The following is an 18,006-nucleotide window of genomic DNA, read 5'->3' as shown; positions in this document are numbered from 1 at the left end:
CTTGAGGTTACATCCGTACCGCTGGAGACCCATTCGGCCCGTATGGATGTGGTATTCGCGCTGGCGGAACGCTGGAACGGAGCCGGTGATCCCGCTGGGATTGGCGGACACGTGGAGTTCCGCACCGACGTGTTCGACGTGCCGACTATCGAGACGTTGATCGGACGGTTGCAGCGGGTGTTGGCGGCGATGACCGCAGACCCGGGTCGCCGGTTGTCCTCGGTCGATCTGCTCGACGAGGCCGAACGTGTTCGGCTGGACAGACTGGGCAACCGAACGGCGCTGACGCGACCGGTGCCCGTGCTGCCGTCGATCCCGGCATTGTTCGCCGTGCAGGTGGCCCACACCCCGGGCGAGGCGGCAGTGGTGGGTGAGGGCCGGGCGATGACGTATCGCGAGCTGGATGAGGCTTCGAACCGATTGGCGCACTTCCTTATCGGTCAAGGAGTCCGACCCGGCGATCGGGTGGCGCTGGTGTTGACGCGTTCGGCCGAGGCCATCGCCGCGATCCTCGGGGTACTGAAAACCGGGGCGACGTACCTGCCGATCGACCCGGCATTGCCGACGGAGCGGATCGGGTTCATACTCGCCGACGCCGCACCGACGGCGGCGATCAGCACCGCCGCCCTGGCCGACCGTCTGGACGGACACGACGTGGTGGTTGTCGATATCAACGATCCCCAGATCGACGGTCAACCCGGCACAGTGCTGCCGACGCCGGACGCCGCCGACGTTGCCTATCTGATCTACACCTCGGGCACTACCGGTATACCTAAAGGCGTTGCAGTTACTCATCGTAATGTGACGCAGCTGCTGGAACACCTAGGTGCGGGCCTACCGTCGGCGGGGGTCTGGTCGCACAGTCACTCGTTGGCATTCGACGCCTCGGTGTGGGAGATCTTTGGTGCGTTGCTCCGTGGTGGGCGGGTGGTGGTGGTGCCCGATCCGGTGGCCCGCTCGCCGAAGGACTTCCACGCCGCGCTCGTTGCTCACGAGGTCAGCGTGTTGACGCAGACGCCGTCCGCGGCGGCGGTGCTGTCTCGGGAGGGGTTGGAGTCGGTATCGCTGGTGATGGCCGGTGAAGCCTGCCCGACGGAAGTGGTGGATCGGTGGGCACCGGGACGGATGATGGTCAATGCCTACGGTCCGACCGAGACGGCTATGTGTGTGGCGATCAGCGCGCCCCTGATAGCGGAGTCGGGTGCCCCGCCTATCGGATTCCCGGTGCCGGGGGCAGCACTACTGGTGCTGGACGAGTCACTGCGGCAGGTACCGGCCGGGGTGGTCGGCGAGTTGTACGTGGCCGGCCACGGGGTGGCGGTGGGATATATCGGCCGCGCCGGTCTGACGACGTCGCGGTTTGTGGCCTGCCCCTTCGGAAAATTGGGCGATCGGATGTATCGCACCGGAGACCTGGTGCGTTGGCGTGCGGATGGTCAGCTCGACTACCTGGGCCGTGCCGACGAGCAGGTCAAGATCCGGGGGTATCGCATCGAGCTCGGTGAAATTCAGTCCGCGCTCACCGGTTTGGACGGCGTCGAGAACGCGGTCGTGATCGCCCGCGAGGACCAGGCCGGTGGCAGGAGACTGGTCGGCTACATCACCGGAACGGCCGATCCGGCCGAGGTGCGTACTGCGCTGGCGGTGAGGCTGCCTGCCTATATGGTTCCGGCCGTGGTAGTGGTGCTGGATGCGCTACCGCGCACACCGAACGGCAAACTCGACACCCGTGCCCTACCGGCACCCGAATACACCGCTGGCGAGTACCGTCCGCCGGAAGGCCCCGCCGAGGAGATCCTCACAGGTATCTACGCCCAGGTTCTCGGCGTCGAGCGCGTCGGGGTCGACGACTCGTTCTTCGATCTTGGTGGCGACAGTATTTCGGCAATGCGTCTGATCGCCGCGATCAACAACTGCCTGGGCGTTGGTCTTGCGGTCCGCACCGTTTTCGAAGCGCCCACCGTCGCGCAGTTGGCTCCGCGGATCGGTGAAGGTGTGGCGGGACCGGAGCCGGTGGTGTCGTGGGAGCGGCCCGCGGTGGTGCCGTTGTCGTTCGCGCAGAACCGATTATGGTTCCTGGATCAGTTGAACGGACCCTCACCGGTCTACAACATGGCCGTGACGTTGCGGCTGGATGGACCTCTTGATGCCGATGCGTTGGGTACGGCGCTTGCCGATGTGGTGTCCCGGCACGAGAGCCTGCGCACCCTCTTCACGGCACCCGAGGGGACACCGCGGCAGGTCGTGGTGTCGGCTGAGTTGGTCGACTTCGGTTGGAGTGTTGTCGATGTCGGCGGCTGGGCGGCCGACCGGCTCAGCGAGGCCATAGGTCTTGTGGCGCACCATACCTTCGATCTCGAAAACGAGATACCGCTGCGGGCGAAGCTTTTCCGTATCGCCAAAGACGAACACATGCTGGTGGCCGTGGTGCATCACATCGCCGCGGACGGGATGTCGATCACCCCGCTGGTTCGTGATCTAGGGGCGGCCTATGCAAGCCGGTGCGTCGGTTGCCCTCCTGGCTGGGCGCCGTTGGCGGTCCAATATGTCGACTACACCTTGTGGCAGCGCGCGCAGTTCGGAGATCTCGACGACGCCGCCAGCCCGATCGGTGCCCAGCTGGCCTACTGGCAGGATGCCCTGGCCGGAATACCGGAGCGTCTACAGCTGCCCATCGACCGGCCGTACCCGCTGGTCGCGGATCAGTGTGGTGCCACGGTCGAGGTGGATTGGTCGGCGGAGTTGCAACAGCAGGTCGCTCGGGCGGCCCGTGAGCACAATGCGACCAGTTTCATGGTGATGCAGGCCGCGCTGGCGGTGCTGTTGTCGAAGATCGGAACCAATCCCGAGGTGGCGGTGGGTTTTCCGATCGCAGGCCGGCGCGATCCCACGCTCGATGAACTGGTCGGGTTCTTCGTCAACACCTTGGTGCTGCGGGTTGACGTCGCGGGAGATCCGACATTTACCGAGCTACTGACGCAGGTGCGGCGGCGGAGCCTGGCGGCTTTCGAGCATCAGGACGTGCCGTTCGAGGTGTTGGTGGAGCGGCTCAACCCGACCCGGTCACTGACGCATCACCCACTGGTGCAGGTGACGTTGGCCTGGCAGAACTTCGCCGGACACGATGATCCCGCGGCCGGGCTGTCCCTGGGGGATGTTCTCGTCACGCCGCTACCAGTCGATACTCACACCGCACGAATGGATTTGGTGATATCGCTCGGCGAACGCTGGAGTGATGCCGGTGATCCCGCCGGGATCGGTGGGACGGTGGAGTTCCGTACCGATGTGTTCGACGCGCGAACCATCGAGGCGTTGGTGGGACGGTTGCAACGGGTGTTGCTGGACATGACCGCCGAGCCGGCCCGGCGGTTGTCGTCGGTGGACGTGCTCGACGATGCCGAGCACACGCACCTGGACGCGATCGGGAACCGGGCAGTGTTGACGGAGCTGCTGGGTGCACCCGTATCGGTTCCGGAGTTGTTCGCCACGCAGGTAGCCCGCATTCCGAATGCGGTGGCGCTGACCTCTGGGGGTCGGTCCATGACATACCGCGACCTCGATGAGGCATCGAATCGATTGGCACACGTGCTGATTGGTCGAGGTGTTGGGTCGGGGCAGTGTGTGGCGCTGTTGTTGTCGCGTTCGGCCGAGGCCATTGTGGCGATGTTCGCGGTGCTAAAGACCGGTGCGGCGTATCTGCCGATCGACCCCGCGCTGCCGGATGATCGGATCGGGTTCATGCTCACGAATGCCGCTCCGGTCGCCGCGGTAACCACCGCCGAGCTGGCCGCCCGGATCTATGGCCACAAGGCAGCGGTCGTCGACGTGCACGACCCCGCCCTGGGTGCCGAGCTGAGCAGTCCGCTACCGGTACCGGACCCCGATGATATCGCCTACCTGATATACACATCGGGCACCACCGGCGTACCGAAAGGCGTTGCCATTGCGCACCGCAACGTGACTCGGCTGATGGAGACACTGGATTTCGGCTTCCTGCCGGCGGAAGTGTGGTCGCAGAGTCACTCGCTGGCGTTCGACATTTCGGCGTGGGAGATCTTCTGCCCGCTGTTACGTGGTGGGCGACTGGTGGTGGTCCCCGAAGAGCTGACACATTCCCCGGAACAGTTCCACGCCTTACTGGTTGCCGAAAAGGTCACTGTGCTGACTCAGACCCCGTCTGCCGTGTCGGTGCTCTCGTGTGAGGGATTGGAGTCGGTATCGCTGATAGTGGCCGGTGAGGCATGTCCGGCCGAGGTGGTGGACCGGTGGGCGCCGGGCCGGGTGATGATCAATGCCTACGGCCCCAGCGAGACGACGATAGCTGTGACGGTTAGTGCGCCGCTGAAAGCTGGGTCCTCGGGTGTGGTTCCGATCGGTGCGCCGGTCCGGAGCGCAGCATTGTTTGTGCTGGACGGGTCGTTACGGTCGGTGCCTGTCGGGGTGATCGGTGAGCTGTATGCGGCCGGCGCCGGAGTGGGCTGCGGATATATCGGCCGCGGTGGTCTTACCGCATCGCGGTTCGTGGCCTGTCCGTTCGTCGGCACAGGAGCGCCAGGACAGCGGATGTATCGGACCGGGGATCTGGTGCGCTGGCGCGCCGATGGACAGTTGGACTATCTGGGCCGTGCCGATGAGCAGGTCAAGGTTCGTGGGCATCGCATCGAGCTGGGTGAAATCCAGTCTGCTCTCAGCGAACTGGATGGGGTAGAGACAGCGGTGGTCATCGCCCGCGAAGACCGTCCGGGCGACAGACGCCTTGTCGGCTACATCACCGGCACCGCGGATCCGGCCGAAGCGCGTGCCGCGCTGGCCGACCTGCTGCCCGCCTACATGGTGCCGGCGGCGGTGGTGGCGTTGGAGGCGTTACCGTTGACAGCCAATAGCAAGCTCGATATCCGTGCCCTTCCCGCGCCGAACTATCACGACGTGGACCGCTATCGCGCACCGGGCAACGCGGTCGAGGAAATCTTGGCCGGTATCTACGCCCAGGTCCTCGGGCTTGAACGGGTCAGCGTCGACGAGTCCTTCTTCGAGCTTGGCGGGGACAGCATTTCGTCGATGCAGGTGGTGACGCGAGCGCGCGCCGCCGGGCTGACGTGTCGACCGCGGGACATCTTCGTCGAACAGAACGTCGCCCGGTTGGCTCGCGTGGTCGAAGTGGCAGAGGGGCCGGTAGGTCCGATCGATGAGGGTGTCGGCGCGGTGTGGGCCACCCCGATCATGCACTGGCTGCGGGCCTCCGAGGGCCCGATCGACGAGTTCAACCAGACGATGCTGGTGCAGGCTCCGTCTGGGGTCGGTGCGGCCGATGTGCTGATCGTGTTGCAGGCCTTGCTGAATCGGCACGCCATGTTGCGCCTGCGCGTTGATCCTGGCGAGAACGGCTGGTCGTTGACGGTGCCAGAGGTGGGATCGGTGGATGCTCGCGGCTGCTTGCAGTCGGTGGACGAGCTATCCGATGATGCTGTAGTACAGGCACGTTCGCGGTTGAACCCGCAGGCCGGTGCGATGCTCAGTGCGCTATGGGTTGCCTCCACCGGCCAGCTGGTGATCATCATCCACCATCTAGCCGTAGACGCGGTGTCCTGGCGGATCTTGTTGGAGGACCTGAACATTGCGTGGGTGCGGCATCGCGCCGGCCAGCCGGTGGTATTGCCAGCCGCAGGCACATCATTCGCTCAATGGTCCTCGCTGTTGACCGAGCGGGCGAGCAGTTCGGAAATCGTTGACCAAGTGGGTATCTGGAATGCGGTGGCGAGCACTCCGGCCGCGCTGCCTGCGGTGCGTCCCGGCACGGACACCTTTGTCACCGCCGGGCACCACGCCGCCGAATTGGACGCCGAGACCACCAGCATGCTGCTCGGTGAGGTGCCCGCGGCGTTCCATGCCGGGATACACGAGATCCTCTTGATCGCTTTCGCGCTGGCCACAGCGGAATTTGTGGAAACCGGCACGGCGGTGGGCATCGACGTTGAGGGCCACGGGCGGCAGGAGGAACTCGCCGCGGGTGTCGACCTGTCGCGCACCGTCGGGTGGTTCACCACCAAATATCCGGTATCGCTTGCAGTTTCCGGTCTCGACTGGGAACACATCGTCTCCGGGCAGGCCGCACTGGGCACGGTGATCAAGGACGCCAAAGAGCAGCTTCGCGCGCTCCCAGAACCGCTTACCTATGGATTGCTGCGCTACCTGAACACCGACGTCGACCTGGAGGGCACGGACCCGACGATCGGGTTCAACTATCTCGGACGCCAGGGCCGTGCGGCAGAACTCTCCGAGGAGCTGTGGCGGCCCGGGCCGCAAGGCGGGTCTGCCACCACTGCGGCGGCCGCGATATCCATGCCGCTGCTGCACACCGTGGAACTCAACGCGGTCACCATCGACACCGACACAGGCCCGCGGTTACACGCCAATTGGACGTGGGCGCCATCTGTTCTCGGTCGCGCACAGATCGGTCGGCTGAGCGGGCTATGGTTCGAGGCCCTGACCGGAATCTGCGCCCATGTGCGCTCCGGTGGGGGCGGATTGACCCCATCGGATATCGCACCGGCCCGTCTGAGTCAGCGACAGATCGACGAGCTTGCGGGGCGATACCGGATTGCCGACATACTGGCGCTGACCCCGGTACAGCAGGGCCTGCTCTTCCATGCCAACACCGCGGCGGGGAGCGATGATCTGTATGCGGGACAGCTGGATTTCACCCTGACCGGTCCCCTTGACGCCGGACGCCTGCACGATGCGGTGCAGACGATGATCACCCGGCATCCGCATCTCGTAGCACGATTCTGCGATCAGTTCGACGAGCCGGTTCAGGTCATCCCCGCCGATCCCGCAGTGCCCTGGGAATACATCGAGCTCAACGGCGATGTCGATGACAGGATTCAACGGTTGTGCGCCGACGAGCGCACCGCGGTGTGCGATCTGGGTAACCGGTCGGCCTTCAGAGTGGCGTTGATCCGCACCGCAGCCGATCGGCATCGGCTGGTGCTAACCAACCATCACATCGTCCTCGACGGCTGGTCACTGCCAATCCTGTTGGGGGAGATATTCGCCGGGTACTACGGGCAACGGTTATCCCCGCCTGCGCCCTATCGCAGCTTTGTCACCTGGCTCGACGCCAGGGATCGCGACGGCGCGCGCGCGGCGTGGCGTCAGGTGCTGGCCGGCTTTGACAGTCCGACGCTGGTAGGTCCCCAGGATCGGGTCAAGCTCGGAGCGCGAAGAGCCGAATTGGTTCAGTTGTCTGCCGAGCTCTCACGAGCTGTCGGTGAGCTCGCGCGTTCGTATCACACGACCGTCAACGTCGTGTTGCAGGCCGCTTTCGCGCAGCTCTTGTGCTGGATGACCGGTCAGCATGATGTCGTGTTCGGGACCACGGTCTCGGGTAGGCCTCCCGAGGTGCCGGGCGCCGAATCGATGGTTGGTCTGATGATCAACACCGTACCGGTGCGCGCCGATATCACCGCGACGACCACCACTGCGGATCTGTTGGCACAGTTGCAGAACACTCATAACGACACACTTGAGCATGAGCACCTGGCGCTCAACGAGATTCACCGTATTGCCGGTCAGGAGAAGCTGTTCGACACCCTGTTCGCCTTCGAGAACTATCCGATCGACGCTGCCGCGCTGGCGGGCGAGCACGAGCTGGCCATCACCGATATCGGCAGCCGCGAATCCACGCACTATCCGCTGACGTTCCAAGCGCAGCCGGGCCCGCAGCTGGGCCTCCGCGTCGAATACGACACCGAGGTATTCGATCCGGACCACATTGAAACCTTGGTCGAGCGCTTCCAGCGGGCGCTGGTGGCCATGACCGCCGACCCGGAACGACGATTCTCGTCTATGGATGTATTGGACGAAGCCGAACACACGCAGCTGGACGGTTGGGGCGACCGAGCGGTGTTATCGAAGTCGGCGACCGGAGTATCGATCCCAACCCTGTTCGGAGAGCAAGTGGCCCGCATCCCGGACGCGGTCGCGATCACCTTTCAGGACCGGTCCATGACCTACCGCGAGCTGGATGAGGAAGCAAACCGGTTGGCGCACTTACTGATGGGCCACGGCGCCGGTCCGGGAAAGTGTGTCGCACTGCTGTTTCCCCGCTCGGCCGAGGCCATCGTCGCGATCCTGGCCGTGCTCAAGACCGGGGCGGCGTATCTGCCGATCGATCCTGGGCATCCGCCGGCCCGGGTCGAGTTCATGGTGGAGGATGCTGGACCGATCGCCGTGATCACTACGGCGGAGCTGGTAGACCGGTTCGTCGGGTGCACCCTATCGGTCGTCGATATCGAGGATCCCGCTTTACGCACCCAATCATGCATGGCGCCAACGGAGCCGGTGCCCGACGATCTTGCGCACATCATCTACACATCGGGCACGACGGGTGTCCCCAAGGGGATGGCAGTCACGCACGACAATGTGACTCGAATGTTCGACGCGGCTTCCGTCGGCGTGGAATTGGCGCCGCACCAGGTGTGGGCGCAGGTCCATTCCTACGCCTTCGACTTTTCGGTGTGGGAGATCTGGGGTGCGCTGCTGCACGGCGGGCGGCTGGTGGTGGTGCCCGAGTCGGTGGCCCGTTCTCCGAAGGACTTCCACGCCTTGTTGGTCGCCGAGAAGGTCACGGTGGTCAGCCAGACTCCTTCGGCGGTGCGGATGCTATCTCCGGAAGGGTTGGAGTCGGTGGCGCTGGTGGTCGGTGCGGAACCCGTTCCGTCCGAGCTGGTGGATCGGTGGGCCGCCGGCCGGACGATGGTCAACGGCTACGGACCCACCGAGACAACGATATTTGCGTCGATCAGTGCGCCCTTGAATTCGGGCTCGGGTACTCCTCCGATCGGCTCCCCGGTACCTGGAGCGTCGTTGTTCGTGCTCGACGGCTGGTTGCGGCCGGTGTCGGTCGGAGTGATCGGCGAGTTGTATGTGGCGGGTCGCGGTGTCGGGGTCGGATACGTGAGTCGGGCCCCGCTTACCGCGTCGCGGTTTGTGGGCTGCCCGTTCGTCGGCGCGGGAGCGCCAGGACAACGGATGTATCGCACCGGAGATCTGGTGCGCTGGGATACCGATGGGCAGCTGCACTACGTGGGCCGCGCCGACGAGCAGGTCAAGATCCGCGGGTATCGCATCGAGCTGGGTGAAATCCAATCCGCTCTAGCCGAGTTGGATGGGGTGGAGGCGGCGGAGGTGATCGTCCGGGAGGATCGTCCCGGCGAGAAACGGTTGGTCGGTTATCTGACAGGGTCGGCCGATCCGGTCGCGGTACGTGCCTTGCTGGCCGAGCGGCTGCCCGCCTATATGGTGCCGGCGGCGGTGGTGGTGCTGGAGGCACTGCCGCTCACACCCAATGGCAAGCTCGACAAGCGGGCCTTACCGGCACCCGAATACACCGCCGGTGCCTACCGTGGCCCTACCAGCCCGACGGAGGAGATCCTTACCGGTATCTACGCTCACGTACTCGGTGTTCAGCGTGTTGGAGTCGACGAGTCGTTCTTCGACCTTGGCGGCGACAGTATTTCGGCGATGCGCCTGATCGCGGCGATCAACACCGCCCTCGATGACGATCTTCCGGTCCGCACGATTTTCGAGGCGCCCACAGTTGCCCAGTTGGCGCCGCGGATCGGTGATGGCGCGGGCGGTCTGGAACCGTTGGTGGCCGGCCCGCGGCCCGCGGTGGTGCCGTTGTCGTTCTCCCAGAATCGGTTGTGGCTTGTCGACCAGTTGCAGGGGCCCTCACCGGTTTACAACATCGCGGCCGCGATGCGCCTGAATGGACCTCTTGATTCGGAGGCGTTGGGCACTGCGCTCGCCGATGTGGTGGCCCGCCATGAGAGCCTGCGTACCTTGTTCGCCGCGCCAGGCGGAACTCCACAACAGGTGGTGATCCCGGTCGATCGCGCCGATTTCGGTTGGGAGGCCGTTGATGCCACTGGGTGGTCTGCCAGCAGGCTGAGTGAAGCGGTCGGCAAGGTGGCCTCCCACGCGTTTGCTCTGGAGTCCGAGATTCCGTTGCGGGCCCGGCTTTTCCGTATCGCCGAGGACGAACATGTGCTGGCGGCGGTGGTGCACCACATCGCGGCCGATGGTTGGTCGTTCACCCCGCTGGTGCGCGATGTCGGGGTGGCGTACGCAGGTCGGTGTGTAGGACAGGCCCCGGACTGGGAGCCACTGGCGGTGCAGTATGTCGATTACACCTTGTGGCAGCGTGCTCAGTTCGGTGAGATCGACGACCGCGGCAGCCGGATGGCCGCGCAGCTTGCCTATTGGGAAGAGGCCCTGGCGGGTATGCCCGACCGGTTGCAGCTGCCTACCGACCGGCCCTACCCGCTCGTGGCTGATCAGCGCGGTGCCACGGTGGAGATCAGCTGGCCGGCCGAGCTGCAGCAACGGGTCGCTCGCGTGGCTCGCGACCACAATGCGACCAACTTCATGGTGATACAGACCGCTCTGGCAGTGCTGCTTTCGAAGATCAGCGCCGGTGACGATGTCGCGGTGGGTTTTCCGATCGCCGGGCGGCGTGATCCCGTGCTCGACGAACTGGTCGGATTCTTCGTCAACACCTTGGTGCTCCGCGTCGATATGGCCGGGGACCCGACCTTCATCGAGCTGCTTGCCCAGGTGCGCCAGCGCAGTCTGGCTGCCTTCGAGAACCAAGATGTGCCTTTCGAATTGCTGGTGGAGCGGCTCAACCCAACCCGATCGCTCGGTCATCATCCGCTGGTTCAGGTGATGTTGGCCTGGCAGAATCTCCCGGGGAACTCCGCCGATCCGGCTGCTGGGCTCTCTCTGGGAGACGTTCAGGTCACCCCGCTACCGACGGACACCCAGTCGGCTCGGATGGATCTGACATTCTCGCTATCCGAACGGTGGAGTGAGAATGGCGATCCCGCCGGAATCGGCGGCAGGGTGGAATATCGCACCGACGTCTTCGACCCTGCTGGAATCCAGCTGCTCACCGATCGTCTGCAGCGGGTACTGATGGCCCTGACAGTAGATCCCACGCGGGTGTTGTCCTCGGTGGATCTGCTCGACGAATCTGAACACGCCCGGCTGGATGAGATCGGGAATCGGGCCGTGTTGGCCGAACCCTCGATCTCGGTGTCGATCTCGGCGCTCTTTGCCGAACAGGCGACCCGCACCCCGTCTTCGGTGGCCGTGACCCACCAGGGCCGGTCCATGACCTACCGTCAGCTCGACGAGGCATCGAACCGATTGGCGCACTGGCTTGTTCGCCACGGGTCGGGCCCGGGACGTTGCGCGGCATTGATGTTGCCGCGTTCAGCCGAGGCCATCGTGGCGATCCTCGCGGTGCTGAAGACAGGGGCGTCGTATTTGCCGATCGACCCGGCGCTGCCAACTTCCCGCATCGCATTCATGCTCGAGGATGCGGGGCCGGTAGCGGTGCTCAGCAATGCTGATCTGGCGGACCGGCTCGACGGCCATGGCGTGGCGGTCATGAACGTCGACGATCCCGCCGTGGGCATGCAGCCCTGCACCGATCTACCCGCACCGGCGCCGGATGACATCGCGTATTTGATCTACACCTCGGGCACCACCGGTGTGCCCAAAGGCGTTGCGGTCACCCACCAGAATGTGACCCAGCTGTTGGCATCGACCAGTGTGCGGCTGCCCCACACTGGGGTGTGGTCGCAGTGGCACTCGTTGGCGTTCGACGTGTCGGTGGCGGAGATCTTCGGCGCGCTGTTGCACGGTGGGCGGCTGGTGGTGGTGCCCGAGGAGGTGGCACGCTCGGCCGAGGAGTTCCACGCCCTACTTGTGGCTGAACGGGTCAGCGTCTTGAGTCAAACCCCTTCCGCAGCGGGAATGCTCACCACCGAGGGCTTGGAGTCGGTGGCCTTGGTAGTCGCCGGTGAGGCGTGTCCCGCGGAGCTTATGGACCGCTGGGGTCCGGGACGGGTGATGGTCAACGCCTACGGGCCCACAGAGGCCACCATTTATGCGGCTGTCAGCGCGTCCCTGCAAGCGGAGTCGGCGGGAGCCCATGGCGCGCCGATCGGGTCGCCGGTACCAGGTGCGGCGTTGTTCGTGCTGGACAGATCGTTGTGCCCGGCGCCGGCCGGAGTGGTCGGCGAGCTGTATGTGGCAGGGGCGGGTGTGGGAGTCGGGTATTGGCGTCGTGCCGGGTTGACGGCCTCGCGATTCGTGGCGTGCCCGTTCGGCGGAGCCGGGATGCGCATGTATCGCACCGGGGATCTGGTGCGCTGGCGCGTGGACGGGCAACTGGACTATCTGGGCCGCACCGACGAACAGGTCAAAATCCGCGGGTACCGCATCGAGCTCGGCGAAATCCAGTCTGCCCTGGCGAATCTGGACGGAGTAGAGGCGGCGGTGGTGATCGCCCGCGAGGACCGCCCAGGTGACAAACGGCTTGTCGGCTACATCACGGGAACGGCGCGCTCGGACGAGGCGCGCGCCGCCCTGTCTGAGAGGCTGCCGATTTACATGATTCCCGCCGCAGTGGTGGCGCTCGATGCCCTGCCACTCACTCCCAACGGCAAGCTCGACAAACGAGCTCTGCCCGCTCCCGAGTACCGCGTCGGCGAGTACCGCGCCCCGGAAAGCCCCGTCGAGGAGCTCCTGGCCGGCATCTACGCCCAGGTCCTCGGGCTTGGACAGGTCAGCACGGACGAGTCGTTCTTCGAGCTCGGCGGGGACAGCATCTTGTCGATGCAGGTGGTCGCGCGAGCACGCGCCGCCGGCTTGACATGTCGGCCGCGGGACATCTTCGTCGAACAGACCGTCGCTCGGCTCGCTCGAGTCGTCGCGATCGCGGACGGTTCGGATAGGCCGATCGATGAGGGCGTCGGGAAGCTGAACGCGACTCCGATCATGCATTGGTTACAGGGCGTGAACGGCCCGGTGGATCAGTTTAATCAGACGATGGTCGTGCAGGCCCCGGCCGGGGTTGGCGCTGCCGACGTGGCGATCGTGTTGCAGGCCTTGTTGAATCGTCATGCCATGTTGCGGCTCCGTGTTGGCCGTGACGAACCCGCCTCGTCGCTCTCGGTGCCCGAGGTGGGTTCGGTGGATGCTCACGACTGTCTACAGTCGGTCGATGAGTTGACCGAAGAGGCGGTGGTACAGGCGCGGTCGCGGTTGAACCCGCAGCGCGGTGTGATGCTCAGTGCGCTGTGGAGCGAGGCCACCGGTGAGCTGGTGGTGATCATCCACCATCTGGCCGTCGATGCGGTGTCCTGGCTGATTCTGGTGGAGGACTTGAACATCGCGTGGTCCCAGCTTCGTGATGGGCGCCCGGTGGTGTTGCCCGCGGGTGGAATGTCATTCGCGCGCTGGGCCGAGCTTCTCGGCGAGCACGCACGTACGCCGGAAGTTGTGGCCCAGAATAAGGTTTGGCAACGGGTCGCGGCCACGCCGGCGGTATTCCCTGCGGGGCAACCCGCTATCGATACCTATGCCAACGCCGGTCGCTTGTCGGTCACATTCGATGATCTCGAGACGATCCCGGCGCTTCTGGCTGAGGTGCCCATAGCGTTTCATGCTCGGATACAAGAGATTCTGTTGATTGCTTTGGCTTTGGCGGTGGCGGAATTTTCTGGCAACAACGGTGCCGCGATCGGCATCGATATCGAGGGGCATGGGCGCGCTGAAGAACTGGGTGAGGCTGTTGATCTGTCGCGTACCGTGGGGTGGTTCACCACCAAATATCCAGTGTCGCTGTTGGTTTCCAGGTTGGATTGGACGCAGGTCGGTGCGGGTGAGGCAGCACTCGGGGCGGTGATCAAGGACGCGAAGGAGCAGCTTCGCGCGCACCCCGATGGTCTGACCTACGGGGCGCTGCGCTATCTGAACGCCGACGTCGACCTGGAGGGAGCGGACCCGACGATCGGATTCAACTACTTTGGCCGTCAGGGCACATCGGGAACCGACTTGGCCGGCGAGGGCTGGCGGATATGCCGGGACGGAGCATCGTTCGTCGATGCGGCCATGGCGATACCGATGCCACTGATGCACTCTCTTGATATCAATGCGGTCACCATCGATACCAAGGACGGCCCGCACCTACACGTCGACTGGACATGGGCACCTTCGGTTCTCGACGAAGGTCAGGTACGGCGGCTGAGCCGGTTGTGGTTCGAGGCGCTGGCCGGTATCTGCACGCTTGTGCGCTCGGGCGGGGGCGGGTTGACGCCATCGGATATCGCACCGGCCCGCCTCGGACAGCACCAGATCGACGATCTCGCGCGGCGGTACCGAATCGCTGACGTTTTGCCGTTGACACCCCTGCAGCAGGGGCTGCTCTTCCACGCCAACGCCGTGCGGGGCAGCGGCGATCTGTACGCGGTGCAGATGGACATCGGGCTGAGCGGTCCGCTCGACCAGCGTCGCCTGCGCACCGCGATACAGGCAGTCACCGCCCGCCACCCCAATCTGGTGGCCCGATTCTGTGACCAGTTCGACGAGCCGGTGCAGATCATCCCGGCGGATCCTGTAATGGCTTGGCGCTTGGTTGATCTCGTCGGCGATATCGGCCTCGATATCGATGGGCAGGTTCAACAGGTGTGCGCGGCAGAGCGCGCCGCGGTGTGCGATCTGGCCGACCAACCGGCGTTCAGGGTCGCGTTGATTCGTATCGCAGCCGACCGGCATCGGCTCGTGCTCACCAACCATCACATCGTCCTCGATGGTTGGTCGATGCCGATCCTGCTGGGTGAGATATTCGCCGGCTATTACGGACAGCGGTTACCCGTGGCGGCGCCCTACCGCAGCTTTGTGTCCTGGCTGGCCGCACGTGATGTCGATGCCGCACGGGCGGCCTGGGGTGAGGTGTTCGCGGACTTTGACACCCCCACCCTGGTGAACCCGCAGCGCAGATTGGGAAGGGGCGCGCGGGGCGTTCGATCTTTCGAGATACCCGCCGAGACCATCCAGTCCGTCGGCGCGCTGGCACGTTCGTCTCGAACGACCGTCAACACGGTGTTGCAGGCAGCCTGGGCGCTCGTGCTGACCTCGCTGACCGGGCAGAGCGATATCGCCTTCGGTACCACGGTCTCCGGTAGGCCGGCCGAGGTGCCGGGCGCGGAATCGATGGTCGGACTGTTGATCAACACGGTGCCGGTGCGTGCCAATATCACCGCGACAACAACCACCGGCGACCTACTGGCCCAGCTCCAGGGTGCATACAACCGCACATTGGAGCACCAGCACCTCATACTCAACGAGATCCATCGCGTCACCGGCCACGATCAACTCTTCGACACACTCTTCGCCTTTGAGAACTATCCGACCGATACCGGGGTGGCGCTGGCCGACCAGGAGTTCGCCATCACCGATGTCATCAGTCGGGAATCCACCCATTACCCATTGACGGTGCAAGCACAGCCCGGGCGCGAGCTGAGACTCCGAGTCGAGTACGACACCGATGTCCTCGACTCGGACAGCATCGAATCGGTGATCGATCGTCTGCAGCGAGCGCTAGAGGTGATGACCACAGACCCGGGACGCCAGCTGTCGTCACTGGATCTGCTCGATGACGCTGAACATGCTCGTCTGGATGAGGTTGGGAACCGGGCGGTGTTGACCCGGCCGGGGAGTGCGCATATGTCTGTTCCGGGACTATTCGCTCAGCACGTGGCCCGAATCCCGGATGCGGTGGCGGTGAGGTTCGAGGGCCGATCGGTGACCTACCGTGAGCTCGATGGGGCGTCGAATCGTTTGGCACACTTGCTCATTGATCGTGGTGTCGGCCCGGGGCAGACTGTGGCGCTTTTGCTGTCGCGATCGGCTAAGGCGATCGCGGCGATGTTGGCGGTACTGAAAACCGGAGCGGCGTATCTGCCCATCGACGAGGCGTTGCCGGCGGAGCGGATTGGGTTCATGCTTGCCGATGCCGCGCCGGTGGCGGTGATCACCTCGCTGGATCTCCGGTCTCGGCTGGACCGTCATGACCTGGACGGTCAGGACAAGGTGATTATCGATATCGACGATCTCGCCGTATACATCCAACCCGGCACGCCGCTGCCGTGGCCGGATCCGGATGATGTTGCGTACTTGATCTATACCTCAGGCACTACAGGAGTCCCCAAAGGTGTTGCGATAACTCATCATAACCTGACTCAGCTATTGGAGTCGCTGGATGCTGGTCTGCCGGACGAGGGGGTCTGGTCGCAGAGTCATTCGTATTCCTTTGACTTTTCGGTGTGGGAGATCTGGGGTGCGTTGCTGCGAGGTGGGCGGCTGGTGGTGGTGCCCGACTCGGTGGTGCATTCGCCGGAAGACTTCCACGCCTTACTGATAGCCGAAAAGGTCGGCGTACTTTGTCAGACCCCGTCGGCGGCGGGCGCGCTCTCTTCGGAGGGGCTGGAGTCGGTGGCGTTGGTGATCGGCGCGGAGTCTTGCCCGTCGGATTTGGTAGACCGATGGGCGCCGGGGCGGGTGATGATCAATGCCTACGGCCCCACTGAGACCACGATATGTGCCTCGGTGAGTGCGGGATTGGCCGCGGGGGCGGGTGTGGTGCCCATCGGGTCACCGGTGCCGGGTACGGCGTTGTTTGTGCTGGATGGGTGGTTGCGGCCGGTACCGGCCGGCGTTGTCGGCGAGTTGTATGTGGCGGGCCGCGGCGTGGGGCCCGGGTACGTGCATCGGTCCGGGTTGACCGCATCGCGATTTGTGGCGTGCCCGTTTGGGGAATCCGACTCGCGGATGTATCGCACCGGAGACGTGGTGCGCTGGCGCGCCGATGGGCAGCTGCAATACATGGGCCGCGCCGATGAACAGGTCAAGATCCGTGGATACCGCATCGAACTCGGCGAAATCCAGTCTGCGCTAGCAGAATTGGACGGGGTGGAGCAGGCGGTTGTGATCGCCCGCGAAGACCTACCCGCGGGCAAGCGGTTGGTGGGTTATGTCACCGGGTCGGCGGATCCGGCAGAGGTTCGCGCCCAACTGGGTGCACGGTTGCCGGCGTATATGGTCCCGGCTGCGGTGGTAGGCCTCGAGGCATTGCCGTTGACGGTCAACGGCAAGCTCGACATTCGCGCCCTACCGGCACCCGAATACATCACCGGTCAGTACCGCGCGCCGAAAGGCCCCACGGAGGAGATCCTGGCGGGTATCTACGCCCGCGTTCTTGGTGTCGAACGTGTTGGGGTCGAGGATTCCTTCTTCTACCTTGGTGGCGACAGCATTTCAGCGATGCGCCTGGTCGCCGCGATCAACACCGCGCTCGATACTGATCTTCCGGTGCCCGTCGTATTCGAGGCGCCCACCGTCAGAAGCTTGAGTCAGCGGCTGAGAGTGGCCGCCGGCCATGTGCCGGTAATAGTTCCCGTTCAGACCTTGCACGAAGGATCCGGTGTTCCGCTGTTCTGCATTCATCCTGCGGGAGGTATGAGCTGGCCATATCACGTTTTTGGTAATTATCTGGACTGCCCGATCATCGGAATTCAACAAGTACCCGAACAACTTTCGTCAATCCACGAGATGGCGATGGTCTACGCAGACAGGATTGAAGAGGCGTTTCCTGCGGGGCCCTACAACCTTCTTGGCTGGTCTTTCGGAGGGGTGGTCGCTCACGAAGTCGCCATCGAGCTTCAGCGGCGCGGACGCGTAATCTCACGCCTCGTCCTTCTCGATGCGCAACCCGTGATCGATGACGCCGTTATATCGGAGGTGTCCGACAAGTATGAGTCGCAGAATAACGAGCAGATAGCAGAGCTACTTCGGGAATCAGGACTATCCGATTTTGCTCAATCCAAACAAGTATTCGACTTGCTCGTTGAAAATGCCGATAAGAACATAGCGCGATACCGAATTCACCGGCCAGGTGTGTTTGAGGGTGACGTGACCATATTCTCGGCAGAGCGGAGTCGGGCCGATCGCAGGTTATTCCTGTCGCAATCCTGGGCGCCGCATGCCTCCCGCACGGTGATCGTCGAATCGATTGACTGCACACACGATGAGATGCTGACCAACGAATCCGCCGGCATGTATGGGCAACGACTTTGGCACCTACTAAAGCCGTGA

1 protein-coding gene (only partly in view) is annotated in these 18,006 nt (G+C 64.2%); it reads left to right on the top strand.

The genetic code is table 11. The features are described from left to right. On the top strand, positions 1 to 18,006 hold the 3' portion of the coding sequence (locus MLB1_RS04595; RefSeq protein WP_180748504.1) for a non-ribosomal peptide synthase/polyketide synthase. The gene continues 13,089 nt to the left of window position 1, outside the view; only the last 18,006 of its 31,095 coding nucleotides appear in the window; its start codon lies beyond the left edge, outside the window; its stop codon occupies positions 18,004 to 18,006.

This window comes from Mycobacteroides sp. LB1 (assembly GCF_013449725.1).
In the GTDB taxonomy this organism is placed as follows: domain Bacteria; phylum Actinomycetota; class Actinomycetes; order Mycobacteriales; family Mycobacteriaceae; genus Mycobacterium.
The sequence above is the reverse complement of the archived record's forward strand: the minus strand, read 5'-3'. Positions and strand labels throughout refer to the sequence as shown.